The sequence below is a fragment of the Pseudomonas sp. PA-6-3C genome (assembly GCF_021605825.1).
GTDB classification, from domain to species: Bacteria; Pseudomonadota; Gammaproteobacteria; order Pseudomonadales; family Pseudomonadaceae; genus Aquipseudomonas; species Aquipseudomonas edaphica.
The window spans coordinates 155,013-180,978 of the sequence record NZ_WKDV01000003.1; the positions used below are offsets into that span (position 1 = coordinate 155,013).

21 protein-coding genes are annotated in these 25,966 nt (G+C 58.6%); 12 read left to right on the forward strand and 9 right to left on the reverse strand.

What is annotated here, in order from left to right; genetic code table 11:
* The 3 genes from GIW48_RS03875 to GIW48_RS03885 all read left to right on the forward strand — a co-directional run bounded on the left by GIW48_RS03875 (window position 1) and on the right by GIW48_RS03885 (window position 2,593).
* Complete coding sequence (locus GIW48_RS03875) at window positions 1-1,266, forward strand: ABC transporter permease (protein WP_236460133.1); 1,266 nt, start codon at window positions 1-3, stop codon at window positions 1,264-1,266.
* A gap of 11 nt (window positions 1,267-1,277) precedes the next feature.
* Window positions 1,278-1,799, forward strand: coding sequence for a DUF3299 domain-containing protein (locus GIW48_RS03880; RefSeq protein WP_017135984.1), 522 nt, complete (start codon window positions 1,278-1,280; stop codon window positions 1,797-1,799).
* Between the two features lie 95 nt (window positions 1,800-1,894).
* On the forward strand, window positions 1,895-2,593 hold the full coding sequence (locus GIW48_RS03885; protein ID WP_017135983.1) for an OmpW/AlkL family protein: 699 nt from the start codon (window positions 1,895-1,897) through the stop codon (window positions 2,591-2,593).
* 157 nt (window positions 2,594-2,750) lie between these two features.
* Here GIW48_RS03885 and GIW48_RS03890 read toward each other — a convergent pair whose 3' ends face one another.
* On the reverse strand, window positions 2,751-3,635 hold the full coding sequence (locus GIW48_RS03890) for a sugar nucleotide-binding protein (protein ID WP_017135982.1): 885 nt from the start codon (window positions 3,633-3,635) through the stop codon (window positions 2,751-2,753).
* Window positions 3,636-3,802: 167 nt separating this feature from the next.
* Between GIW48_RS03890 and GIW48_RS03895 the strand changes: the two genes are divergently transcribed.
* Window positions 3,803-8,050: a DEAD/DEAH box helicase gene (locus GIW48_RS03895; protein WP_236460135.1), complete on the forward strand. Its 4,248-nt coding sequence runs from the start codon at window positions 3,803-3,805 to the stop codon at window positions 8,048-8,050.
* Window positions 8,051-8,162: 112 nt separating this feature from the next.
* Here GIW48_RS03895 and GIW48_RS03900 read toward each other — a convergent pair whose 3' ends face one another.
* A complete protein-coding gene (locus GIW48_RS03900; RefSeq protein ID WP_236460136.1) occupies window positions 8,163-10,271 on the reverse strand; it encodes a mechanosensitive ion channel family protein in 2,109 nt (702 codons plus the stop codon).
* A gap of 228 nt (window positions 10,272-10,499) precedes the next feature.
* Between GIW48_RS03900 and GIW48_RS03905 the strand changes: the two genes are divergently transcribed.
* The 3 genes from GIW48_RS03905 to GIW48_RS03915 are packed head-to-tail and all read left to right on the forward strand — an operon-like array spanning window position 10,500 to window position 13,484.
* Window positions 10,500-11,279 carry an endonuclease/exonuclease/phosphatase family protein gene (locus tag GIW48_RS03905; protein ID WP_138449343.1) on the forward strand — a complete coding sequence of 260 codons (780 nt, stop codon included), beginning with the start codon at window positions 10,500-10,502 and terminating at the stop codon, window positions 11,277-11,279.
* On the forward strand, window positions 11,276-12,538 hold the full coding sequence (clsB, locus tag GIW48_RS03910) for a cardiolipin synthase ClsB (RefSeq protein ID WP_236472903.1): 1,263 nt from the start codon (window positions 11,276-11,278) through the stop codon (window positions 12,536-12,538). Before GIW48_RS03905 ends, clsB begins: the two co-directional genes overlap by 4 nt.
* Window positions 12,528-13,484 carry a lysylphosphatidylglycerol synthase domain-containing protein gene (locus GIW48_RS03915; protein ID WP_099547546.1) on the forward strand — a complete coding sequence of 319 codons (957 nt, stop codon included), beginning with the start codon at window positions 12,528-12,530 and terminating at the stop codon, window positions 13,482-13,484. Before clsB ends, GIW48_RS03915 begins: the two co-directional genes overlap by 11 nt.
* A gap of 112 nt (window positions 13,485-13,596) precedes the next feature.
* Here the strand turns inward: GIW48_RS03915 and GIW48_RS03920 are convergent, their stop codons facing one another.
* Entirely contained in the window at window positions 13,597-14,352 is a 756-nt protein-coding gene (locus GIW48_RS03920) for an alpha/beta hydrolase family protein (protein WP_017135976.1), read from the reverse strand.
* Window positions 14,342-15,451, reverse strand: coding sequence for a DUF3182 family protein (locus GIW48_RS03925; RefSeq protein WP_236460140.1), 1,110 nt, complete (start codon window positions 15,449-15,451; stop codon window positions 14,342-14,344). The genes GIW48_RS03920 and GIW48_RS03925 overlap by 11 nt, the downstream gene beginning before the upstream one ends.
* A 249-nt stretch (window positions 15,452-15,700) precedes the next feature.
* On the opposite strand from GIW48_RS03925, the gene GIW48_RS03930 reads away from it, so the two are divergent.
* Window positions 15,701-16,264 (forward strand): cysteine hydrolase family protein, encoded by a 564-nt coding sequence (locus tag GIW48_RS03930; protein WP_236460141.1) that lies wholly within the window; start codon window positions 15,701-15,703, stop codon window positions 16,262-16,264.
* A gap of 20 nt (window positions 16,265-16,284) precedes the next feature.
* Here the strand turns inward: GIW48_RS03930 and tam are convergent, their stop codons facing one another.
* Window positions 16,285-17,046, reverse strand: a complete 762-nt coding sequence (gene tam, locus GIW48_RS03935) for a trans-aconitate 2-methyltransferase (RefSeq protein WP_138449351.1) — start codon at window positions 17,044-17,046, stop codon at window positions 16,285-16,287.
* A 102-nt stretch (window positions 17,047-17,148) separates the two neighbouring features.
* On the opposite strand from tam, the gene GIW48_RS03940 reads away from it, so the two are divergent.
* Complete coding sequence (locus GIW48_RS03940; RefSeq protein ID WP_236460142.1) at window positions 17,149-18,057, forward strand: LysR family transcriptional regulator; 909 nt, start codon at window positions 17,149-17,151, stop codon at window positions 18,055-18,057.
* A gap of 413 nt (window positions 18,058-18,470) precedes the next feature.
* On the opposite strand, the gene GIW48_RS03945 is transcribed toward GIW48_RS03940, so the two are convergent.
* Window positions 18,471-18,740 carry a helix-turn-helix domain-containing protein gene (locus GIW48_RS03945; RefSeq protein ID WP_236460143.1) on the reverse strand — a complete coding sequence of 90 codons (270 nt, stop codon included), beginning with the start codon at window positions 18,738-18,740 and terminating at the stop codon, window positions 18,471-18,473.
* An 84-nt stretch (window positions 18,741-18,824) separates the two neighbouring features.
* Here GIW48_RS03945 and GIW48_RS03950 point away from each other — a divergent pair, with 84 nt between their 5' ends.
* Window positions 18,825-19,274 (forward strand): hypothetical protein, encoded by a 450-nt coding sequence (locus GIW48_RS03950; protein ID WP_236460144.1) that lies wholly within the window; start codon window positions 18,825-18,827, stop codon window positions 19,272-19,274.
* Between the two features lie 771 nt (window positions 19,275-20,045).
* Here the strand turns inward: GIW48_RS03950 and GIW48_RS03955 are convergent.
* The 3 genes from GIW48_RS03955 to GIW48_RS03965 form a co-directional block, all read right to left on the reverse strand.
* A complete protein-coding gene (locus tag GIW48_RS03955; protein ID WP_236460145.1) occupies window positions 20,046-20,399 on the reverse strand; it encodes a hypothetical protein in 354 nt (117 codons plus the stop codon).
* Window positions 20,389-20,727, reverse strand: a complete 339-nt coding sequence (locus GIW48_RS03960; protein ID WP_236460146.1) for a hypothetical protein — start codon at window positions 20,725-20,727, stop codon at window positions 20,389-20,391. Before GIW48_RS03960 ends, GIW48_RS03955 begins: the two co-directional genes overlap by 11 nt.
* A gap of 207 nt (window positions 20,728-20,934) precedes the next feature.
* Window positions 20,935-21,267: a hypothetical protein gene (locus GIW48_RS03965; RefSeq protein ID WP_236460147.1), complete on the reverse strand. Its 333-nt coding sequence runs from the start codon at window positions 21,265-21,267 to the stop codon at window positions 20,935-20,937.
* A gap of 574 nt (window positions 21,268-21,841) precedes the next feature.
* Between GIW48_RS03965 and GIW48_RS03970 the strand changes: the two genes are divergently transcribed.
* Together GIW48_RS03970 and GIW48_RS03975 are read left to right on the forward strand one after the other, a co-directional pair.
* Complete coding sequence (locus tag GIW48_RS03970) at window positions 21,842-24,127, forward strand: restriction endonuclease (RefSeq protein WP_236460148.1); 2,286 nt, start codon at window positions 21,842-21,844, stop codon at window positions 24,125-24,127.
* 623 nt (window positions 24,128-24,750) lie between these two features.
* A complete protein-coding gene (locus GIW48_RS03975; protein WP_236460150.1) occupies window positions 24,751-25,884 on the forward strand; it encodes an HNH endonuclease in 1,134 nt (377 codons plus the stop codon).
* Window positions 25,885-25,966: the final 82 nt, after the last annotated feature.

Genomic DNA, 25,966 nt, shown 5'->3' on the forward strand with positions numbered 1-25,966 from the left:
ATGTATTTGTTCCGTCTAGCCATGGCCAGCCTGGCTAACCGCCGCTTTACCGCGATCCTCACCGCCTTCGCCATCGCGCTTTCGGTGTGCCTGTTGCTCGCCGTGGAACGCGTGCGTGTGGAAGCGCGCAACAGTTTCGCCAGCACCATCAGCGGCACTGACCTGATCGTCGGCGCCCGTTCCGGCTCGGTCAACTTGCTGCTGTACTCGGTATTCCGCATCGGCAACGCCACCAATAACATCCGTTGGGACAGCTTCGAGCACTTCGCCGCCAGCCCGCAGGTGAAATGGGCGATCCCGATTTCCCTCGGCGACTCGCACCGTGGCTATCGGGTGATGGGCACCAACGCGTCCTACTTCGAGCATTACCAATATGGCCGCAAGCAGAACCTCGAACTGGCCAGCGGCCGTGCTTTCGCCACTGACCCATTCGAAGTGGTGCTCGGCGCCGAAGTGGCGGATGCGCTGCACTACAAGCTCGGCGACAAGCTGGTGCTGGCCCACGGTGTAGCAGTGGTTAGCCTGGTCAAACACGACGATAAACCGTTTACCGTGGTCGGCATTCTCAAGCGCACCGGCACGCCGGTGGACCGCACGCTGCACATCAGCCTCGGCGGTATGGAGGCGATCCATATCGACTGGCACAACGGCGTGCCGGCCCAGGGCAAAGGCCGTATCAGTGCCGACCAGGCACGCAACATGGACCTCACGCCGCAAGCGATCACTGCGTTTATGCTCGGCCTGAACAACAAGATTTCCACCTTCGCGCTGCAACGCGAGATCAATGAATTCCGAGGCGAGCCGATGCTGGCGATCCTGCCCGGCGTGGCGCTGCAAGAGCTGTGGAGCATGATGGGCACCGCCGAAAAAGCGCTGTTCGTGATCTCGCTGTTCGTGGTGCTGACCGGCTTGATCGGCATGCTTACGGCAATCCTCACCAGCCTCAATGAACGCCGCCGCGAGATGGCGATTTTGCGTTCGGTGGGCGCACGCCCCTGGCACATTGCGACACTGCTGATCTTCGAAGCCTTCGCGCTGGCTTTGTCGGGCGTCGTGGCGGGCGTGGGTCTGCTGTACGTGTGCATCGCCGCGTCGCGCGGGTATTTGCAGGCCAACTACGGCCTGGACCTGCCAATGTCGTGGCCGAGCGAATATGAATGGACCTTGCTCGTCGGTATCCTCGCCGCCGCGCTGTTGATGGGCAGCGTGCCCGCGTGGCGCGCCTATCGGCAATCGTTGGCCGATGGCCTGTCCATACGTTTATGAGGAAGCTGTCGATGCATCGTGCCCTGTTTGCGCTGTTGCTGCTGGTGGTGGTGCCCGCCTGGGCCGACGAGCAACCCAAGGACCTGTCGTGGCAGGAAATGATCCCGCCGGACGCGCCGCCGGAAGTCCCCAACATGAAACCGCTGCACGACCTGTCGAACATGGCCGATGCGCTTTCGGTCGAGGCCGCGCCTGCGGCTAAACAGGAACTGCCCAACGCGCCAGTGGTGCAGAGCCTGAACGGCAAGCACATCCGTTTGCCGGGCTATATCGTGCCGCTGGAAGTCAGCGAAGAAGGCCGCACCACCGAGTTTTTGCTGGTGCCGTATTTCGGCGCGTGCATCCACGTACCGCCGCCGCCGTCGAACCAGATCGTGCATGTAAAAAGCGAAGTCGGCGTGAAGCTTGATGAGCTGTATCAGCCGTATTGGATCGAAGGTGCGATGCAGGTCAAGCCGTCTTCCAGTGAGCTGGCCGACGCCGGTTACCAGATGGATGCCGAGAAGATTTACGTCTACGAACTGCAGGAGTAACGCTGATCGAGCTTTCATTGAGCTGAGTCAAAAGATCGGACGGAACGATCTTTACCATTGGACGTACAACTTTTAAACGTCCTTTTGGAGCTCCCATGAACAAGTCTCTGCTCGGCGCGTCCCTCTTCGCGCTCGCCCTCGCCGCCCCTGTCGCACACGCTCACGAAGCCGGCGATATTCTGATTCGCGCCGGTGCAATCACCGTGAACCCGAAAGCAGACAGCGGCCATGTGAAGGTTGATCAGGGGCCATTGGCTGGCACCAACCTGGGCGGCAAGGCGACCATGAGCAGCGACACCCAACTGGGCCTCAACTTCGCGTACATGATCACCAACCACATCGGTATCGAACTGCTGGCCGCCACGCCGTTCGAGCATGACGTGAAGATCAAGAACACCGCCCTGGGCGCCGCCAACGGCAAGCTCGGTACGCTCAAGCACCTGCCGCCGACCTTGAGCGTCGTGTACTACCCGCTGGACAACAAGTCCGCGTTCCAGCCGTATGTAGGCGCCGGTATCAACTACACCTGGATCTACGACGAGCACGTTGGCAGCCGCGCCGAACAAGCTGGCTTCAGCAACTTCAAGGCTGAAAACTCCTGGGGCTGGGCCGCGCAGATCGGCGCCGACTACATGATCAACGACAAGTGGATGATCAACGCCCAGGCGCGTTACATCGACATCAGCACCAAGGCGACTGTGGATAACAATGCGCTGGGCCAAGGCACACGCGCCAAGGTCAATGTGGATGTTGACCCGATGGTTTACATGGTGGGTATTGGTTACAAGTTCTAAACAACACGGCATAACCCAATGTGGGAGCTGGGCTTGTGTGGGAGTCGGGCTTGCCCGCGATACAGGCACCTCGGTGTATCAGTGATACCGGGGTGATGCTATCGCAGGCAAGCCAGCTCCCACACAAGCCCAGCTCCCACATTTTTTTGTGTTGCCTTCAGCTATGTCGGTAGAACCGATCCAGCAACGCCGGCAACCCCGCCCGCCACGCCCGTGGCTTGATGCCGAAGGTGTGGAGGATTTTCTTGCAGGCCAGCACCGCGTGCTGCGGCTCGTCCGCCGCATCCGGCCGGGCCGCGTGGGCCTGGGCGGTGGGAGATTCGATCGCCAGCGGATGGAAATTGCGCGCTTCAGTAAGGATCGCCTGCCCCAGCGCCAACGGCGTGGTCGCTTCGTGGCCGGCGTAATGATAGGTGCCCCACAGCGGCGCCGCACAATCAAGTTGCTTGAGCACCGAAATGATCACCCGCGCCGCGTCGTCCACCGGCGTCGGGTTGCCGCGCCGGTCATCGGCCATCAGCAATTCATCCGGCTTCTCGGCACGGGCCAGGAAGCGCCCGAGGGTGCCATCGACACTGTCATCCAGCAGCCAGCCAAAGCGCAGCAGCACATGTTGCGGGCAGGTGGCGCGCACGCTCTGCTCGATCCGCCATAACGCCTGGCCGCGCAGGCCCAGGGGCACCGGCTCGTCTTTTTCGCTGTAGGCGGTGGCGCGGGAGCCATCGAACACGCGGTAGCTGGACGGTTGCAGCAAGGTGATGTTGTGGTGCTGGCACAGTTCGGCCAGGCGTTCGATGGCGAACTCCTGCGCGGCCAAACGTGTTTCGCTGACCGCTTCGGCCTGGAACCAGTCGAAATAGTAGGCGAGGTTGATCAGCGCATCGGGACGGGTGTCGTCGAGCAATTGGGTGAGGCTCGCGGCATCCCAGCCGTCTTGGGGCGGTTTAGGTGCGAGGAAACCGATGTCTTCCTCTGCACCGAGGCGAATCAGCGCCTGCCCGAGGGCATTCCCGCCGCCCAGTAACATAAGGCGCATTCGCATAGATTGAGCAGGCCCGGTCTGTTTGGAACGATGGTTATTATCGGCAGGCGTGTGCGCCTTGCCGTAGGTTGTTGCCAGAATCGTTGCATTTTGCGGGTTTGTAGCGCAACCGTCACGGACAAAGTACCTGATTGCAACTTGTTGGCATGGGCAGTATCAATCAATAGATGAACCTTCCTGAATCAACCGACACGGTATTGGACGGCTTCCACCCCGCCGTCAGTGCCTGGTTTGGCAACACCTTCCCCTCGGTGACCGGCGCCCAGGCCCAGGCGTGGCCGCTGATCCGTCAACGCCGCTCAACCTTGATCGCCGCGCCCACAGGCTCCGGCAAGACCCTGACTGCGTTCCTGGCGGTGCTCGATGACCTGGTGCATCAAGGCTTGGCCAACGGTGGGCAACTGCCGGACGAAACGCTGGTGGTGTACGTGTCGCCGCTCAAGGCGCTGTCCAACGATATCCAGATCAACCTGCAAAACCCGCTGGCCGGCATCACCGCGCAATTGCAGGCGCTGGGTTTGCCACCGCTGACTATCCGTACCGCCGTGCGTACCGGCGACACCCCGCAAAAAGACCGCGCACTCATGCGCAAACGGCCGCCGCATATCCTCGTCACCACGCCGGAATCGCTCTACGTGCTGCTGGGCTCGGACTCCGGTCGGCAAATGCTTTCCAGCACGCGCACGGTGATCGTCGACGAAATCCACGCCATCGCCGCCGGTAAACGTGGCAGCCACCTGGCCCTGAGCCTGGAGCGCCTGCAAGGTTTATGCAGCGAGCCGTTGACCCGCGTCGGCCTGTCGGCCACGCAAAAGCCTATCGAGGCGGTGTCGCACTTTTTGGTCGGCAGCGGGCGTGAATGCGCCATCGTCGATATCGGCCACGCGCGCCCCCGCGACCTGGATATCGAAGTACCACCGGTGCCGCTCTCGGCGGTGATGGCCAACGATGTGTGGGAATTGGTCTACGACCGCCTCGCCACGCTGGCCCGCAAGCACCGCACTACGCTGGTGTTCGTCAACACCCGGCGCCTGGCCGAACGCTTGGCCCGGCACTTGAGCGAGCGTTTGGGCAAGACCGCTGTGGCCGCGCACCACGGCAGCCTGGCCAAAGAGCTGCGCCTGGACGCCGAGCAACGGCTCAAGGCCGGTGAACTGCAAGTGCTGATCGCCACCGCGTCGCTGGAGTTGGGGATTGATATCGGTGAGGTCGACCTGGTGTGCCAGATCGGCTCGCCCGGCTCCATCAACGGTTTTCTGCAAAGGGTCGGGCGTTCCGGTCACCAGGTCGGCGGCACGCCCAAGGGGCGACTGTTCGCCACCACCCGTGATGATTTGATCGAATGCGCCGCCCTGCTCGACTGCGTGCGGCGCGGCGAACTGGACACCTTGCACATCCCCATCGCCCCGCTGGACGTGCTGGCCCAACAAATCATCGCCGAAGTCAGCGCCCGCGAATGGCCGGAACAGGCATTGCTGGACCTCATCCGTCGCGCCTCGCCCTACGCCGCACTCGATGAACGCCACTACCAGGCACTGCTGCACATGCTCGCCGACGGCTATAACGGCCGCCAGGGCATCCGCAGTGCCTACCTGCACCGTGACGCCGTGACCCACACCCTGCGCGCCCGCCGTGGCGCCAAACTGACCGCCGTGACCAGCGGCGGCACCATCCCCGACAACGCCGACTACAGCGTATTGCTGGAGCCTCAGAGCCTGAACATCGGCAGCGTCAACGAAGACTTCGCGGTGGAGAGCATCGCCGGGGATATCTTTCAGCTCGGTAATACGTCCTACAGAATCCTGCGGGTAGAAAGCGGCAAGGTGCGCGTCGAAGATGCCCACGGCCAGCCGCCGACCATCCCCTTCTGGCTGGGTGAAGCGCCGGGGCGCAGCAACGAGTTGTCGTCGGCAGTCGCACGTTTTCAGGGGCAGTTGGACGCTCTGCTCAGCACCACGCCCGGTGACCTGCAACCCGCGCAAGACTGGCTCACCGCCAGCCTTGGCCTAAACCGCGCCAGCGCCGAGCAGATCCTTGATTACCTGGCCCGTGCGCGCCTGGCGCTGAGCGCATTACCGTCCCAGGACACATTGATCATGGAACGGTTTTTCGATGAGTCCGGCGGCACTCAGTTGATCATCCACACGCCGTTCGGCAGCCGCATCAACCGTGCGTGGGGCCTGGCGCTGCGCAAGCGTTTTTGCCGCACGTTCAACTTTGAATTGCAGGCAGCCGCCAGTGAGAATGCAATCGTGCTGTCGCTGTCCACCAGCCACAGTTTTGAGCTGGATGAAGTGTGGCGCTATGTGAACAGCAACAGCGCCGAACACCTGCTGATTCAGGCCGTATTGGATGCACCGCTGTTTGGCGTGCGCTGGCGCTGGAATGCCGGTGTGGCCCTGGCGTTGCCGCGCTACACCGGCGGGCGCAAGGTGGCGCCGCAGATCCAGCGCATGAAAAGCGAAGACCTGATCGCCAGCGTGTTTCCCGACCAGATTGCCTGCCTGGAAAACCTCGCCGGCGAGCGCGAAGTCCCCGAACACCCGCTGGTTGAGCAAACCCTCGACGACTGCCTGCACGAAGCCATGGACAGCGAAGGTTGGCTGACGCTGTTGCGGCGCATGGAGCGCGGCGAAGTGCGCCTGATCAGCCGCGACCTGCCTGCGCCCTCGCCCATGGCCGCCGAAATTCTCAGCGCGCGGCCCTACACCTTTCTCGACGACGCGCCATTGGAAGAGCGCCGTACCCAGGCCGTGCTCAACCGTCGCTGGAGCGCCCCTCACAGTACCGACGACCTCGGCGCGCTGGACGCCGAGGCCATTGCCGGCGTGCGTGAAGAAGCCTGGCCCGCGCCCAATGGCCTGGATGAAATGCATGAAGCGTTGATGAGCCTGGCCTGTATCGCCGACAACGAAGTCACGCCGCAATGGGCCGAGTGGTTGCATGCCTTGGCCAAGGGCGGGCGCGCCCATCAACTGGACAATGGCCTGTGGGTAGCGGTGGAACGCCTGAGTTGCCTGCAAGCGATCTATCCGAATGACTTGCCGTTGTTGCCGGGCTTCGATGACCCCTGGACCTTTGACGATGCACTGGCTGAAGTGCTGCGCGCGCGCCTCGGCGGATTCGGCCCATTGAGCCTGGTCGAGATCGCCACGCCGTTGGCGCTGCCGGTCGCGGATATCAGCCAGGCACTCGCGCGTCTGGAGCAGGAAGGCTATGTGCTGCGCGGCCATTTCAGCCCCGGCGCCACCCAGGAACAATGGTGCGAGCGGCATTTGCTCGCGCGTATCCATCGCTACACAGTCAAGCGTCTGCGCCGGGAAATCGAGCCGGTGGCGCTGCAGGACTTCATGCGCTTTCTGTTCGATTGGCAGCACCTGTCCGACGGCACCCGTGGCCAGGGCAGCGCAATGTTGCCGCAGATTGTCGGGCAGTTCGAAGGTTACGCCGCCGCCACCTCGGCCTGGGACAGCGACTTGCTCAGTGCGCGGCTCAAGGACTATTCCTCCACCTGGCTCGACGACCTGTGCCGCAGCGGCAAACTGGTGTGGACGCGCCTGAGCAACAAGGCCGGCGCCCTGGCACTGCGCAGTACGCCGGTGGTGCTGCTGCCGCGCAGCCAACTACCGTTGTGGAGCGGGCTGACCGAACCGACCGACAGCACCACGCTGTCGCCCAAGGCGCAAAAAGTCCACCTGGCGCTGCGTGAACACGGCGCGCTGTTTTTCGACGAACTGGTGCATGAAGCCCATCTGCTGCGCAGCGAACTGGAAACCGCCTTGCAGGAACTGGTGGGCGCGGGGCTGGTGAATGCCGACAGCTTTGCCGGGCTGCGGGCCTTGACCACGCCCGCCAGCAAACGCCAGGCACGCAGCAGCCGGCGTGGGCGCGGGGCGTTTATTGGCGGCATGGACGACGCCGGGCGCTGGGCGCTGTTGCGCCGCTCGCCCAGCGCCGCCGGCCCGCATTCGGCCGAGACCCTGGAGCATGTGGCGATGACCCTGCTGCGCCGTTATGGCGTGGTGTTCTGGCGGTTGCTGGAGCGGGAAGCCGAATGGCTGCCTAGCTGGCGCGAATTGCTGCGCACCTTCCATCGCCTGGAAGCGCGGGGTGAGATTCGCGGCGGGCGGTTTGTGAGTGGTTTGGCCGGGGAACAGTTTGCGCTGCCGGAGGCGATCCCGTTGCTACGTGAGGTCAGACGTCGGCCGCATGACGGCAGTTTGATTGCGGTGTGCGGGGCGGACCCATTGAACCTGGTGGGCACCTTGTTGCCAGGCAGCAAAGTGCCGGCGGTGAGCGGCAATCGGGTTGTGTACCGCGATGGCTTGCCGGCGGCGGTGATGGTCGCGGGTAAGCAGCAGGTGTTGCTGGAGGAGGACTTGCAGGCGGTGCAGGAGAGGTTGATCAGGCGCTGATACCTGTATGGACCTTGCCGGCCTCATCGCGGGCAAGCCCGGCTCCCACAGGGGGATGCATTCCAACGGTGGGAGCTGGCTTGCCTGCGATGAGGCCGGAACAGTCATTACATCATTGAGGCCTGTGCTGCTCGGTCACCACCACCGCACCCGGCACCTCCTCACCCGCCTCATCCACATGCGCCGAACGCTTGGGCAGCCAAACCTGCTGTGGATAAGTTTGCGCGAAGTGCACCTCATCACAGTTATCCACAAGTTTTTTCAGGCGCTGGTTAAACGCGCGGCTCACAGCATATTGCCCGCCCGACACGGTACGGAACTGCGCCGTCAGCACCACGCCGTTGAGGTCCATCTTGTCGACCCCGAACACTTCCAGCGGACCTTGCAGGTTGTACTTGAGGAACACATCATCGCGGATCGACTGCCCCGCCTCACGGATCAGCTCCACAGCCTTGTCCACGTCGGTGTCGTAGGTGAACTGCACCGAGAAGAACGCATAGGCAAACTGCCGCGACTGGTTGGTGACCGCCTTGATCTGCCCGAACGGCACCGAGTGCACAAACCCCTTGCCGTCTCGCAGGCGCAGGGTGCGGATGGTCAGGCCTTCCACGGTGCCGGCATGGCCGGAGTCGAGCACTACCCAATCGCCGATCGACAGCGTGTCTTCAATGATGATGAACAGGCCGGTGATCACGTCCTGCACCAACTGCTGGGAGCCAAAACCGATGGCCAGGCCGACCACACCGGCACCGGCCAGCAACGGTGCGACATTGATGCCCAGGTTGGCCATGGTGGTGATCGCGCAGATCACCACCAGCACGATCTTCACCGCATTGCGCAACAACGGCAGGATGGTCTTGACCCGCGTGCTGGGCTGGCGACTGGAGCGCTTGTTGACCGGCGGCTTCAACGCCTCCTGGATTGCTGTGTCGAGCACCACCCAGAACAGCCAGGTCACCAGCAGGATCAGGCCGATGCTGCTGAGAGAATCGCTGATCGCCCGGCCTACCGAGTTACGCTGGGCAAATTCGAACAGCGACACCCCCCAGATACGCCCAAGGACTTCGATAAACGCGATGGCCATGGCGATGCGCAGTATTGCGTGCAGCAGGCTGAGGAAGCGCTCTTTGTAGGCGCTGCTGCGCTGGATCGCCACTTGGCTGCGGGACTTGAACAGGTGTTGCAACACCGTGCTGAGAAACACTGTGCCGATCAACAGAATCGTGGTGAACAGCGCGCAACGCAAAGCTTTCTGGTTATCGTCGCCGGCGCCGATCAGGTTGATCGCCGAGACCAGCACCATCAACAGAATCGGCCAATACCACAGCCCGGAAAACACTCGCAGCGATTGCTGCAGCGCCGGGTGTTTGAGGCGCTGGGCCAGCGGCCGATTGCGGATCAGATGCGCGACCGGACGGCGCAGGCGCACCACCAGCACGCCGAAAATCACCGCTGCAAACAGGCCGGTAAACACTGCGATGCTGCTGGTGATATTGCCGCCCAACTGGCGGGCAATCTGCGGGCTGGTCAATGCGTCGCTGAGGGCGGCCAGAAAACCGATCAGGAACAGCGGCTTGGGGCAATAGTTGCGAATAATCTGCACGGCTGGGCGCTTGTGGCCGACGTTGAACATGACGATGACGCACAACAGCATCGACGTGGAGAAGATACCGCTGCTGGTGGCATAGGCAAAACACAGCGCCAGCGCACGGCCTACGGAGCTGGGTAAAAAGTGGCTGACGTAAAGCGTCAGCGGCAGGCAGATCAGCGCTGGAATCGTGTAGGGCACCACGTAGCCAAGAACGCCCTGCAGACGCTCGCGCTGTGCAACGAAACGCCGCCGACCGAGGCGTTGCACGCTAAAGCGCCCGAGCAGCGTGAGTGCCGCAAAGGCGCCGACCCACACCCCGGACAGCAGCAGGAAGTCACCGGCCACGCTCCACGGCGAGCGTTGGGCGGTTTGATCGACCAGCCGCCCGACTTCATCCGCCGCACGGTCGGCGCGCAGGCGCCAGGCGTCGATGAGGTTCTGGTTGAGGTCGAGTTTGTCTTGCACATCGTCAATGCTGGAGCTGATGGCGCCGAGCAAGCCACCTTCGACCAGCAACTCCGGCTTGGCGGGAGCCTCAGCTGCCGCAGGCGCCGCGGCCGCGGCTTGCAGCGCGCCATTGCCACACACCAACAGCGCGACGAGCAGTAATGCAGTCTTTAGATTCAGCAAAACACCGGGCTCCTTCAGCAGGGTCTGTAAGGAACTGACGGGTTTGAGCGCTGATCGTTCCCACGCTCTGCGTCCATGGGACGCGGAGCGTCCCGGGCTGCGTTACCACGCGGAGCGTGGGAACGATCGGTTAACAGCACCGCCTGTAGGTCATTCGAAACTTTCTCCCAACACTCGCAGTCAGCCAATAAGACAGGCTTCGCCCTTCACTTATCCACAGGAGCGATCATGGCTGCGATTGCCGACTGGGTGCCCGTTACGCCCAGCACCGCCATCACCCGCTTCACCGTGCTGACGGTCAATATCCATAAGGGTTTCACCGCGTTGAACCGACGCTTCATCCTGCCCGAGTTGCGTGAGGCGGTGCGCAGCGTGGGCGCCGACATGGTGTTCCTGCAGGAAATCCACGGCACCCATGAGCGGCACCCGCAGCGTTACAGCGACTGGCCGAAGATGCCGCAGTATGAGTTCCTCGCCGACAGCATCTGGCCGCAGTTCGCCTACGGCCGCAACGCGGTCTACCCGCATGGCGACCACGGCAACGCGCTGCTGTCCAAATTCCAGATCATCCGCTACGACAACCTCGACATCTCCCAGAGCGGCCATGAAAGCCGTGGCCTGCTGCATTGCGTGCTGCGCTTGCCGGGCAGCGGCCAAGAGGTGCATGCGATCTGCATGCACCTGGGCCTGCGCGAGGTGCATCGCCAGCAGCAATTGCGTTTGCTGGAGCAGCGCATTGCCGAGATTCCGGCTGACGCGGCGCTGATCGTCGCCGGTGATTTCAATGACTGGCGCCACAAGGCCGACCTGAGCCAAAGCGGGCTCAGGGAAGTGTTTATCGAAGCCCATGGCAAACCGGCGCGCACCTTTCCGGCGCGCCTGCCATTGCTGCCTTTGGATCGCATCTATGTGCGTAACCTGAAGGTGCATAACCCCAGGGCGCTGACGACGCGGCCCTGGTCTCACCTGTCAGACCACGTGCCGCTGTCGGTGGAGATCGAACTATGAATGTCGCCGTGGAACACATTGCCACCGACCAACCACCGGATGATGCCAAGGCCCGCGACCTGGATTACGGCTGGCAACCGGGCAACCGCATTGAGCTGCTGGAGAACGGCGAGGCGTACTTTCCCGCCGTCTTCGAGGCCATGCGCCAGGCGCAGCGGGAGATCCTGCTGGAGACCTTTATTCTGTTCGAAGACAAGGTTGGCCATGAGCTGCAAGGCATCCTGATTGAGGCGGCGCAGCGTGGCGTAAAGGTGATCGTCAGCCTCGATGGCTTTGGCTGCGGCGAACTGAGCCCTGCCTTTCTCAGTGAGCTGGCCGAGGCCGGGGTGAAGGTGCAAATGTTTGACCCGGCAGCGAAGATAGTGGGCATTCGCACCAACTGGTTCCGTCGCCTGCACCGCAAGATTGTGGTGGTGGACGCCGCCGTGGCGTTTATCGGCGGGATCAATTTTTCTGCCGACCACTTGGGTGATTTCGGCCCCGAAGCCAAGCAGGATTATGCCGTGCAGGTAAGCGGCCCGGCCGTGGCGGACCTGCATCATTTCGCCCTCGCCCAAAGTGGCCGCCAGGTGCGCACGCGACGCGGCTGGCGACGGCGCCAGCAACGGCCATCGCTGTGGCCGACGCACACCGACGACGGCCTGGTGCGCCTGATTTATCGCGATAACCTGCAACACCGCGATGATATCGAAGAGGCCTATATACACGCCTTGAGCAAGGCGCAAAAACGCGTGGTGATTGCCAACGCCTACTTCTTCCCAGGCTATCGCCTGCTGCGTGAAATCCGCAATGCCGCGCGACGTGGCGTACAGGTGCAACTGATCATGCAGGGCCAACCCGATGTGCTGCTGGCCAAGCTCGCCGCGCGCATGCTGTATGACTATTTGCTCAAGGATGGCGTAGTGATTCACGAGTATTGCCAGCGCCCGTTGCATGGCAAAGTGGCCTTGGTGGATGACGACTGGAGCACTGTGGGTTCGAGCAACCTGGACCCATTGAGCCTGTCGCTGAACCTGGAAGCCAACGTGCTGATTCGTGATCGCGCGTTCAATCAACAGCTGTACCAAAGCCTGGAAACACTGGCGCGCAATCACTGCCAGACCATGCCGGAAAAGCGCAAGCCGCGCCTGTGGTTATGGCGATTGACCGTGGGCTTTTTGGTGTTCCATGTCATGCGGCACTTCCCCGCGCTGACGGGCTGGCTGCCAGCACACAAACCGCGCCTCAAGCCATTCGAGAGCCAGGCCCATGAGCACTGAAAGCGGCGGCTCGCGGTTCAAGCGCTGGAAGAAACCGCTGACGTTCGCGTTTTTTCTGCTGCTGATTGTGCTGTTCACCCTGCTCGCACGGCGCATCGACTGGAGCGAAGTGCTGCAAACGCTGGCGGCCTTCAAGCTGCGCACGCTGTTGATCGCCGGTGGGCTGACGCTCTGCAGCTTTCTTGTCTACGCCAGCTTCGACCTGATAGGCCGCACCTACATTCGCCAGGATTTGCGTTGGAAGCAGATCCTGCCGGTCGGGATCATCAGCTATGCCTTTAACCTCAACCTGAGCGCGTGGGTCGGCGGCATTGCCATGCGCTATCGGCTGTACTCGCGGCTCGGGGTGAGCACCAGCAATATCGCCAAGATTCTTGGGCTGAGCCTGGCCACCAACTGGTTTGGCTATATGGCTGTGGCCGGAGGGGTATTCAGCAGTGGGCTGGTGACCATGCCGCCGGGCTGGAAGGTCAGCAGCGGCGCGTTGCAAGGCATTGGCGTGGTGTTGGTGCTGGCCAGCCTGGGTTATCTGGCGGCCTGCCAGTTTGCAAAGAAACGCGCGTGGTCGATCAAAGGCATCGAGATCAACTTGCCGTCGTTGCGCATGGCTTGTTTGCAGCTGGCGCTGGGTGCGTTGAATTGGTCGTTGATGGCGGCGGTGATCTTTACGTTGCTGCCCGCCAAGCTGGACTACCCGCTGGTATTGGGCGTGCTGCTGATCAGCGCGATTGCCGGGGTGATCACCCATATCCCCGCCGGGCTCGGTGTGCTGGAAGCAGTGTTTATCGCGCTGATGCAGCATGAGGCGTCGCGGGGCAGTTTGCTTGCAGGGCTGATTGCCTACCGGGCGATCTATTTTATTTTGCCGCTGTTGGTGGCGGTGGTGATGTACCTGGCGGTGGAGGCCAAGGCCAAGGCGTTGCGGGTCAAGAAAACACCGGCGTGAACGGTGTCGGCAGTTCGATCGCCATCGCGGGCAAGCCCGCTCCCACAGGTTGCAATACATTCCAAGTGTGGGAGCCGGGCTTGCCCGCGATGAGGCCCTAAAGGGCACCCCACTATCGTGACTGAATAATGCTCAACCGCTCCCCCACCACCATCTCGGTAATCCAGTCCACCAGGATCGAGGTGTAGGCCTGCTGCGACACCGGGTCGCTCAACGAATGATCGGCGCCATCGATGATCCGATGGGTCAGCGAATGGGTGTTCTGGCAGGCCGCGCGGTAACTCATGATGGTGGCATGGGGCACATGGTCGTCGGTTTCCGACTCGACGATCAACACATCACCGCTGAACTTGGCGCAGGCATGCAGGGCGCGATTGGTCTCGGCGTGTACCAGGGTGCTGCGGTAATCCATCAGGTCGGCCTTATCCAGATCGCGCTTGGGCTTGAGCCACTCCTGGTCGCGATACAACGCCGGCACGCGCAGCGCCAACCAGCGTACCGGGCGCAATGAGGTGAGAATCGCCGCCAGATAGCCGCCATAACTGGTGCCCACCACGGCCACGGCCGAGGTGTCGATGGCAGGGTGTGAGAGCAGCCGATCATAGGCCGCCAGCAAATCGCGCAGGTTGTCTTCACGGGTGACGCGGGACAAGGGAATGCCGGTGCCGGCGTGGCCGCGCAGGTCGAAGGTCAGGCACACGCAGCCTAAGCCCGCGATGCCTTTGGCGCGCTCCAGGTCGCGTTCCTGGCTACCGCCCCAGCCGTGCACAAACAACACGCCGGGGACTTTGGATTTTGGACTCAGGAAGGTGCCGCTCATCTGTTCGTCGTCGATATCGATCGCAATGCTTTCGCTTCTAGCCGTCATAAGATTTAACCGTCACATACTTGAGAAGAAAGTCGCTGTTTTCGGCCGGGCCGCGATACACCTCAATAGCGTGCGCCGGCAGCGGTTGGTCCACATAGGCCTCTACCGAGGACACATGAATCGCCCGCAGGCCGGGGTTATTGATAAAGCTTTGCAGCGCGGCGACTTCCGCGCTGCTGGCCCCACCCATGCGCCAGGATTGTTCGAGCACGCCGCTACGGCGTTGGCCGTCACTGTCCAGGCCTTGGGCAATGTCGTAATTGCGCCGCGAGGCATAGAAACCAGGGTAGGCCTCATCGGCGGCACTGTCGAAGACCTGGGCTTGTTGGATGGCTTCGCGCACATCGTCGGGCAAATCGAGCTCAAGCAGGTCGTCATAACCACCGGGCACTACCAGCAAGGTCGAGCCGCCGTAAACCTCTTCACCGTGCCCGTCCTGGGTGAGGTATTGCTCGCCGCAGTAGCTGATCACGTGATCGCCGATAAAGCTCTGGCCTACGCTATGGGTGGTGACGTCGTGCAGATCCTGCTCCAGCACTACGCCGTCGTTGAACAGCTGCGCCGCTTCGGGTCGCGCCAGCAAAGCCTCGAATGCGTCGAGGCTGTGGATAACTTCCTGGCCGCGTCCGGCACAGGCATGCACCGGTTTCATGCGAATCGGCCCGCTGTAGAGCAAGCGCGTGGCGGCAGGCAATGCGTCTTCAAGGGCAAACACGCTGAGCCCGTCGAGAACAACCGTGCGCACACGCTCACAGAACGCTGGCGACCAGCCTTCAGGCGCCGTGGCGTCAGGACTTAGCAGGCCGTGGGTGATCGCTTTGGTACAGATGAATGCGTGATCGACATAACCGCCCCACAGATCTTCCGGCCCTTTGATATTAAGCGGTCGCGCTTGAGCGGGGCCGACCAGGGTTTGGGTGGGTAACACATACAAGTCGAGACCGGCGTGTAACTGCGGGTCATAGCTGCCGCCGAATTTAAGCCCAAGGATCTGCGCCAGCCAGCGCGCGAGGGCGCGATTGGTTTCGACTTCATGCTGCGGCGCCCCTTCTCTTGTGGAGTGGGCGACTACGCGTTTTTTGCGTTGAATCGGGGTCATGCGTCCCCCTTGGCGATCCTGCCATGTGTGTGCGAGGAAGGTTGCATGGATCACGCCAAGGCAAGGCTGGGGAGGATGGCCGTTAAATCAAACAGTTACTGACACAGCGATGGCACTAGGCCTGTTTTATTCTGCACGACAGGGGTTTAAACGGACGGTGTTCTGCACGACGCCTCCATCAAAGCTGCTGCGTGGATGGCGACGGGCCAGCTAAGATGCAAGGCACTGCCAACCATCATAAGGACACCCATGGCCAAGCAAGCGCTCATCCTCATCGATATCCAGAACGATTACTTCCCCGAGGGCAAGTGGCCGCTCGATGGCGTGGAAGCCGCGGCGGACAAGGCCGCGCAGGTGCTGCAGGCGTTTCGCCAGGCGGGCAACGCCGTTGTCCATGTGCGCCATGAGTTCACCAGCGAAGACGCGCCCTTCTTCACGCCAGGCTCCGAGGGCGCGCACCTGCATGCCAAGGTACTCAACGAGGGTAATGAGCCGGTGGTGCTTAAACACTTTGTGAACGCGTTTCGCGGGACAAACCTGCGCACCGTGCTGGAACAACGCGCCATCACTGACGTGGTGGTGGTCGGCAACATGAGCCATATGTGCATCGACGCTGTGGTGCGGGCCGCGGCGGACCTGGGCTACAAGGTCACGCTGATTCACGACGCCTGCGCAACCCGCGACCAGACATTCAATGGCCAGGTGATTGCGGCCGCGCAGGTGCACGGCGCTTATATGGCATCGCTGGCTTTCGGGTATGCCAGCGTGGTGTCGACGGATGAATACTTGAAGGCGCAAGCGGCGGCGCAATGACCACCGCTTGTTTGCGGCCCTCAGCGGGTTGCGATGATGAACAGACGCGGAAAAGGCAGTAATACAGTGCCGTCAGCCAGGGCCGGGTAAGCCTGGGTAATACGCGCCTGGTATTGCTGTAGGAATGCGGCTTTTTCGCTATCGGTCAACGGTGCAAGAAACGGCCGCAATGCAGAAGCCTTGAACCACTCCACCACCGCCCCGTGATCGGCCAGCGGGTGTTGATAGGTGGTGCGCCACACGTCGACGGTGCTGCAATGTTTGCTCAGCAGCTCGTAGTAGTAACTGGCGGTGTGCCGCTCATTGTGTTTGACCGCTCCGATCTTTGCCGCCCACGGGCCATCTGCCGCCACTTCGCGGGCCAGCCGGTGGGCAGGTTCGTCGAGGTTGTCCGGGGTTTGTACGGCGAGGGTGCCGCCGGGTGTCAGTTGGTCGAGCAGATGCGGATAAAGCGTGGCGTGGTCAGGTAACCATTGCAGGGACGCGTTGGCGAGGATCACATCGAACTTCTGGCCTGGGTTCCAGGCGGCGATGTCTGCCAGCTCGAAACTCAGTTTCGGCAAACGCTTGCGGGCGTCGACCAGCATGTCGTCGGAGCTGTCCATGCCCGTAACGTGCGCCTGCGGGAAACGCTCGGCCAACACTTCAGTGGAATTGCCAGGGCCGCACCCCAGGTCGACGGCGCTACGCACATCGGTATTGGGAATGGCCGCGACCAAGTCACGGACCGGGCGGGTGCGTTGCTGTTCAAACATCGTGTATTGCTTGGCAGACCAGGTCATCGCGGCTTTCCTTCTTTGTTAGCGGTGACCACAGCCTAAGTCTTGTGAGCCATGAGAACAAATGCCAGGATTGGCAAACTCCCATACCTTGAAAGTATCCTTATGTTGGAGCTTCGCCAGCTTAAAGCCTTCGTGGCTATTGCCGAGGAAGGCTACATCACCCGCGCTGCGGAACGCCTGGGCATGCAACAACCACCCTTGACGCGCTTGCTGCAGAGTCTTGAAACGCAATTGGGTGTGGTGTTGATGGAGCGCCTGCCCCGCGGCGTGCGCCCAACCACTGCCGGCCTCGCGTTGCTGGACGAGGCGCGTGACATCCTGGCGCGGGCCGAGGGTGTGGCCGACGTGGTGCGCCGTGCCGCCCGGGGTGAACGGGGCCGACTCGCTATCGGCTTTACCAGCTCGGCGGCATTGCACCCGTTTGTGCCCAGCGTGCTGCGGCGGTTTCGCGAGGCCTTTGTGGGTGTCTCGGTGGTACTGGAGGAAGCGGGAACCGGCGAACTGCTGGACGCGCTGGTGCAGGAAAAACTGGATGCCGCGTTTATCCGCTCACCGCTCAGTGGCACGCAACAGTTGCAGGACGAACCGATCCTGGTGGAGCCGATGCTGCTGGCGCTGCCGACCGATCACCCGCTGGCACTCGACGCTGGAGGCCCCCTACCCTTGGCGGCGCTGGCGGATGAAGCCTTCGTGCTCTATCGCCGTCGCGTGGGGCTGGGTTTGTATGACGCCATTCTGGTGGCCTGCCGTGAAGCGGGGTTCAGCCCGCAAGTGGTGCAGGAGGCGCCACGCATGACAGCGACCTTGAGCCTTGTGGCTGCGGGGCTTGGCGTCTCCATCGTGCCCGCCTCCATGCAGCGGCTGCGCGGCGATGGCATTGTTTATCGCGAGCTGACCGAGTGCCAGAGCCTGGTGGCGCCGTTGCATTTGGCCACGCGTATTGGCGACAGCTCAGCGGTATTGCGCAGGTTCAAGGAGATGGTGGTCACAGCGGCCGCGACAGAGGCTTGATCACAGGCATTAAAAAACCCCCGAGACTTTCGCCTGCGGGGGTTTTGCTCGTTCCGGGCCTGGGACCTTAGAACGGGAAAGGACAGCTGAGACCACCAATGTAAAATTTTGCCCCGTCACCCTTGGCATTTATGAGCGAATAATTATCATATTCGCGTGAAAAATGTAAAGAAATGACGACTTAGCCCACAAAAAATTTACTTACTTTTCTTTCTATCCGCTCTGAGGCTAGCAATTTAAGAATCCCGGAGTAACCCCGCATTGATACAACTCTGAAGCGGAGGTAGCTCATCTAGTGAGCTAGGGGTAGCTCATCCGTGAACGCTACCGTTCACGGATGAGCGATAGCGCTAATTAAACATATGGAGCAGAACGCTTTTTGCAGAGGCGCGTATGCCAAAACTCCCAAAAACTCACTTAAGCTGAGTCTTGACCTCTTGTAGCAGAGCGTCCTGCGCCTCTATACCGCCCTCCCGAGTATATACAGCAACCAGCAACGTCACAGGATGCACGCCAATCACGGCGGCAAGATCCTCTAGCTTTTCCAAGGTAGGGCACTTAAGGCCACGCTCCAACGTACTGAGATAAGTCCGACTGCTAACCAAGGAAAAATCTTCCTGAGTGAGCCCCTTCTCAATTCGCATGCGCTTCAAGGTGAGACCGAAGGCTCGCTTCAATTCCATGGTTTCGTCCCACAAAACAGAAGATAAAGCGCTAGCGAGCTCTATAGAGCTACAATCTATAGGACTCATTCATGGAGCTTAAGCATGTTTCGTACGCATACCTCCACCTTGCTGGGATCGCCCGCCGTCGAGAGCGACTGTTTTTTTTGGGGGTGCATCGAGCACAGTCTCGCCTTGCCATGGTTCTATGTCACTCTTATAGGCCATGAAACCCAGACGACAACAATGCTTCAGGTGATGGACCCTAAGATTTTCATTGAATTATTGGAGCAACATCAAAAATCACTACAGATAAAAAAAGTGCAACTTGTCACTCCACCGCACATAAATGGCGGATCACTTTGGCAAATGGAAAAGCTTTTAGAGTTCTCTTACTGCCATGATTTAAAACTAGGCAGCTTTGAGCTTTATAAAGTCGAAGGCTGTTGCTTTTATACAACTCTAGAGCGAGACCAAACGCTCGACGTTGCCAGCTTAGAGAAAACTATAGTATACCGCAGATCAATGCTACAACGTAGAGCACCAACACATTGAGTGACCTCTTACAGGATACCTCCGCAAAAAACATCAGCTGCCAAAACCACAATACAAAGTTTAGCCACCTAACGCATCAGCAATTCTTCGACGGGATGATGCGTTTTTCTCGAAGCCGTGCCCGCATCCAACTTCCGTCCTTTCGCATCTCCGACCTTAAGGAAACTAGCTCTTCAGACGTGAGTATCGAAATTTGTCCGTAGATCGCATGGTTAATCCGAGCTATCGTAGTAATACCAACAGAATTAAAACAGCTTGAAACCATAAACAAAGAAAAGCCCGTTTGGCAGACTATTTGGGTCTGCGATAGCTTTCGCGCAGCAAGCAAAACAATATATGCATTGCATAATCCACGTACTGAATAATCATTTATTCCAGAATCCGGAGATAATTCGGAAAGCTGGGTAAGGCTTAGAACTATGATATTCCTCATACGTCCCCTTCAAAACACATGTTATAGCAGGTTCAAATCTCTTGATCGCACACTGCACCACCTATTGGTTCAAGAATAGCATCATCCGATGAGATCTATGTTGTAGCATTGGACCTAGTAGCTAGCGAACTCAACAGCCATCAATATCCTGCTTCTGTAGGCTGGAATGCGTCAAGCAATAGCAGCAGGTTCCTAGCAATTTTCAGCGGAGGGAGGGTACTCATGTACTCGTTATGGGGAGGATAGCTGAAAGGTACTACATTCGATTGGCGGCTTACGCGAAGTGTCCTCCCGGTTGCTACTGTAAATTTTGGCAACCGGGACGGCTCCTGTTATCTCTACTGTGCAGCGACAGTCTGCAACGGTTGGCGTTGTAAATTGTTAGCCGCAGCAATAATCATACTCTGTACGATTGCCGGAGAGGTCAGACCGACTTGGAATGCGAGAACAGAACTAATCTTGTCACCGTTAGCCAAGTAGATCAGCAGAACTATTGTCCCGAGGCTTGGCAAAACCAATAACAAAAATACAAACCAGATCGTATAGCGCCCCCACGAGAGCTTGTTCTCCGGCGCTCGATTGAAATGCTCGGCGGCCTTCAACCCAAAAAGAACTAAGCCACCGACACTAGCAATAAAAAAAAGCGTACTATGAGTTTGAAAAATTTCCAACAAGGATTGCTCAGCTGGCATCTTCTAGGCTCACCTGATTGGTAGAAAAGAAGTCGATAAACTTATCTTTCAAAGATGCTTTTTCTTTAAAGTTACTTTTGGTAGTCAGTAACAACTGCCCCTTACCATTTCGACGAGGATAGACTTTTACGTACATACGAAGATCTTTGTCATGTACGATCACATCAACAACCTGTCTCGGCGCAATATGCACTTCCTTGGCTATACCGCTCACAGTCCGCGCAATGTAATCTTTATTATTTAAAGCGCGCAGAATTTTTTCGCGAAGATCTTTCGCTGTAGTCACGCTTGCTTTCGTAGCTTTTTTTTTCGCAGCCCTATTCGTCATCGGAGTACACCTGAAAGTTCCAACTGCCACCTAAAGAGGGCAATCGATGTGTCTGATGGCTTTTTATCAGTACACGAGCCACCCTACCTCTTACGCAAGCAGAAGACAAGCTGGGATCAAGGACCGTTCGCTCCTTAAAAAGCCTGAAGACTACAATGCAGCATGTGTTGGAATACCCGATAGGTCGCTAGCCTCGTGAAAGCCCACCTACATCGATTTAATCGACACCACTTCCACAAATCGGAATTTTCTCTTTGCCGCCCTAGTAGCTTCTTGCTCAGCTAGGAGGGTACTCAACGTATCGGCCTCATGGATCAGTTCCTGCGTTTTGCCTTCAAATTCATTTCCCACCCGTAGCGTGACCCTCAGCCTGGGCGTGAATGATTTCGCGACCTTCTTTTTTTCCATCACATCCGCTGGCTGCTCGACCACGATATTCGAGAGAGACTTTTGCACCTGGGGCGGGCTGTCCTGAGTAACACGTTCGCCGGCACCGAATAGCGCCCAGCGCATCTCTTCTTCAGTTAAATCTTGGTTCATTCCAATTCTCTGGGGAGGGATATTATGAGTAGCTAGCACGATTCTCAGCAGGATGAGTCCCTACGTGAGTCTTAGGCATCCGGCCTAACTCAAATCGGCGTCAGCTGTGACTTCTGCCAAGCAGTAAACCAGACCAATCACACGGGACCAGGTAACCGCCAGCTCAGGCGCTGGCGAATTGGCCCAGGTGATTAATATTCGGACTGCGGTTGGCTGAGACTATGTCCGGATGGGATTACCATGCTGCCTAAGTAATAACATGGTCCTTGCATCCATCCGAATTCTCTCTAGACCGAAATAGGCCTGTTGGATCTAGTAACGTGGCTAAGATTTCAGTAGAGAAATTCAATCGATTTGACGTCATTTAATAACCTCTTGCTGCCCTGAACATCGTTGTAGTATCAGGTGGCAGCGCGAAATCGTCGATCCTCCGGGTACTCCGCCTCGCCTCCTAACCCACGCACCATGCTGATCGCATCCGGTTAGGTTCCACGGCAAAGGTACATGTGGATGATCTTCTGTCTGACGAGTATTAGTGACCTGACCTTGGCGCGGATTGGAGTAATGATGCAGCATGAGCTACGACTTCAGAAATCTCTCATCGGCGGATTTTGAGGATCTCGTCCGGGACCTCATCGGAAAAGAAGAAGGGCTTCGCTTTGAGGCATTCTGCGCAGGCCCAGATGGTGGTATTGACGGTCGGCACGCGCACGCCAGCGGGAACGTTGTTCTACAGGCGAAGCATTATGAAGGTTCGCCGTTCAGCAAATTAACGGCGGCTATGAAGCGTGAACGCTCTTCAATCGATAGGCTGGCTCCTACCCGCTACATACTCGCGACCTCCTGTAGGTTTACTCCGCTTGGCAAAAACAGGCTCTCCCCACTCATAGGGCCGAGTCTGAAATCTGAGGCGGATATTTTTGGTCCGGAAGACCTCAACGGTCTTCTCCGGAAGTACCCAGACATCCTCAAGTCACACATCAAACTCTGGCTCTCAGGTGTGGGTGTTTTGGAGCGGGTCGTACATGCAGCGGCCCATACCTTTGCAGCGTTAACACGTGAAGACATCGAACAAAAGGTTCGTGTCTACGCTTCAAACCCCAGCTTCGACGAATCACTGGCTACGCTTGAAAAGCATCGGCTTCTCATCATATCCGGGCCGCCGGGCGTCGGCAAAACCACACTGGCCGAGATGCTTTGCTACACCTTTCTAAGCGAGGAGTGGGAGCTTATTCCCATCCGTAGTCTGGAAGACGGCTTCGCCGCCATTACCGACAGCAAGAAGCAAATATTTCTTTTCGATGACTTTCTTGGAAAAGTCGCCCTCGATCGACAAGCTTTGGCGCATAAAGATTCTGACCTTGCACGTTTCATGAGCCGCGTACGTCGCTCACCGAATGCCCGTTTTATTCTGACAACGAGGGGTTATATATTTGAGGAAGCACGCAGAGTCTCTGAACATCTTGGTGATCAGCGCCTCGATGTGACGAAGTACGTACTCGATGTTGGCATCTATACTCGTCGAATCAAGGCGCGGATTCTCTACAATCATCTTTTCGTGTCAGAGACACCGCAGTCGCATATCCGGGCGTTACTGGAAAGTAAGAGGCTCCCGGAAATCGTTGATCACAAGAACTATAACCCACGTGTCATCGAGGCAATGACCGATGCATTCCGCGTTGGTGACATTGAACCCGCCAACTATCCCGCTGCCTTTATCGGCGCCCTGAACAATCCAAGCCAGATATGGGACACCGCTTTCCGAACGCACATTGATCATCGGTGCAGGCATCTACTGATGGGGATGTTTTTCCTCTCAGAATACGGGGTTTCAATCACGACTCTTCGCTCATCTTTCGATACCCTGCACACCTCGATGAGCACGTCCTACGGCCTGACACACGGCCCTAAAGACTTCGAAGAAGCCCTTCATATTCTGGAAGGTAGCTTCGTCAATGTCGTCAACATCGACGGACCAACGGTTTCTTTTCTCAACCCTTCGCTCAAAGACTATCTCTCAACCTACCTGTTGGACACAGATCTCCTTATTCGCCTTGTCCCCACGGCGATCTCAATCGACTGGCTGTCGAGCCTTTGGGACTTCGCGCATCCGTCTGGGCTTAGCGAGGCCGACCAAGCGAAGATCGCCAGAGCCTGCGCTGAAATGGTCGAGATGATCGAAAAGCGCCCGAACTGGCGCCCGCGAGCCGGTGACGCCCGCTCACTTGAATACAATGACGCCGCAAACTCCAGGCGGCTCCGGATGCTGATGGATTGGTGGGAGATCACTGACGACAGGCGGTTTGCCGACAGCATCATCAAGATCGCGCGCAATCCACAGCAGGGCTTCAGTGCATGGTCAGATGGGGAGGCTCTGATCGAGTTCTGTTCTATGCGGGACGGTAGGGGTTGTGGCCGGCCGTTCATTTATGAAGCCGAATTCCTAGAGCTCATCGAAAAGGCGCTGACCGACGCCATACGGTGGAGTTCAAGTGACATGCTCTCCACCCTTGTAGATGCAGTGGACGCTGCGAATGGGCTGCCCGACAGCATTACTTGTGCCTTGCAGACTGCTGTGCTCGAAGAGTTCGAGGATAACGCTAGTCGCATTCGCGAGGATGATAGCGAGTCCTCCCTATCGGACCGGATCGATGCCTTGAAAAAGTTCGCGCCGCGTTTTGGTGTGCTGGAAGCTGAGTTGAATAGCGCCGTCTCAGCCATCGAGGATCGCATAGGCGAGATTGAAGAGCGAAGCAGTCGCGCCTCCTCTCCGGGTATCCCGTCGTCTAGCAAGCGGGACGGGGAAAAGTTTGACGACCGTGCTCTTCGAGACCTTTTTACCCCTCTCCTTGATCGCTAGTCCTGCTCCGCGGAACAGGCGCGTCGCCCTTCGCTCACGAATTGTGCGAAGTTGCATAGACTTGACCACCCATTTGCATTCGACTTGACCAGTCGTTTGCATCGGATTTGACCAGCACACTGGGTGGCCTTGATCGGCAAAAAACGGCCAAAAGCGGACGCTCGACTTGTTCCGCTTTCCCGAATCTCGTTCAGTAAAAAGCCTATACCCAAGCGTCAGTCCCACGTGTGACGTAGGTCTGCACAAACACGCCCACCTCTGCTGTCATATTCCACCGGTGACACAGAGGACACCGCCCACCAGGTCTGGCGGCGCACGTGTACGCAGTGTTGTAGCCCACCTGTGGGAGGTGCGGGGGCTGAGCAACCAGCAGTGGGGGAGCTAGGATCGTCTCCTTAAGTCGATTGTGCGGGCACAGAGCGGTGTGCCCCTTCGTACAAGTCGCATCTATTTGTGCGTAAATGCGACCACCTCACCAGTGTTTCTTTGTGACTATAACCGGACCCGATGCAGAGGAGGCTTGGTGGCCCTGCTCGGTTAGTGCATCCTTCAAACAAGAAAGCGCTGGTTGCGGGAAACACCTCCGAACCATCAATAAGCCCCTTATCCTTGAGGAGTACGCGTTGGACAATTTGCAGGTCCCCTCCGAAGTACAACCCGAAACCAAGTGTATGTATTGCTGGATATTGAAGCCTGCGAGCGACATGACCTTGGAGCATGCGATTCCTCAGAGCTTGGGCGGTGCACAGACCCCCCAACGCTACAAAGTCCGAGCGGCATGTCGTAAGTGCAACAGCAGCTTGGGGTTGCACGTCGATGCGAGCTTCGAAAAGTCATGGTTGCCCTCTATCGCCTTGGGTGAGGCCGCCCGACACCTCTCCAAAACAAACGACAAAGTCGTACCTCCCTTGGTGTGCACAGGCATTATCCATCTCGACATCCCGGGGCTACTCGAAACCGAAGTCTGTGAATGGTGGACTGGATCTCAGGCCGAGCACGTTATCCTGATCCGTCCCGTTGACGAAGAACGCTACTGGTACATGGGCGGCAACCCCATCGCTTTAAAGCAGGTATCGGCGAATGCGAGGGCATACTATTTTTTCAATGAAAACGCCGATCCGAATCGCTCATTGTTAGAATTCAAAGAGTCGTTCAAGCGTCGGAAGGTGAGAAAAATCTCAGGCACCACGGTCGACGGGATATCACTGGCTGATTACGGCTTTTCGCCTCCCGACGAGGCTGACTCCACAGCCGTTGAATGGATATGGAACAACGTATTTTCAGGGGAAAACATAGAAGGAGCCGTGCCGTTTAATTCGGAGTTTGATACCCGTTTTATGTGTAAACTCGCATTGGCCGTGGCGTATTGCGAGTTCGGCGAAGGGTATCTCGAAACCGATTATGCGAAATTACTGCATGCGGGACTATGGCATCGTGGGGAGGGCGAGGCTCCAGATATTCCTGGGGCACGCCCTTCCAACGCGCCAGTCGACGAAACTCTCAAAAAATTCACCTGCGACCCTGGTGCAGTGTCCTTACTGATCATGCCAGCAGGGGAATATTTGCAATTAACCCTTAACATTCATCAAAAACACACCTGGACAATCGCAATCGCGGCAAAGTCTGAATTAACCGCTGAAGAATTTGGGCGTTTCACAGATGGCAAGCTATTGATGCTATCCGGTCCAACTCACTCCTCCTATGAAATCGATTTTCCTGATTACCTATCCCGTCGACTTCATCCCGAAGGGGTGTAAGTAAAAAAGCCCAGTCATGGGGTTTTTTCATATCAGAAGGTGGTTGGTTCGGCGAAGGATCGGATCACGGCCATGAAATCGC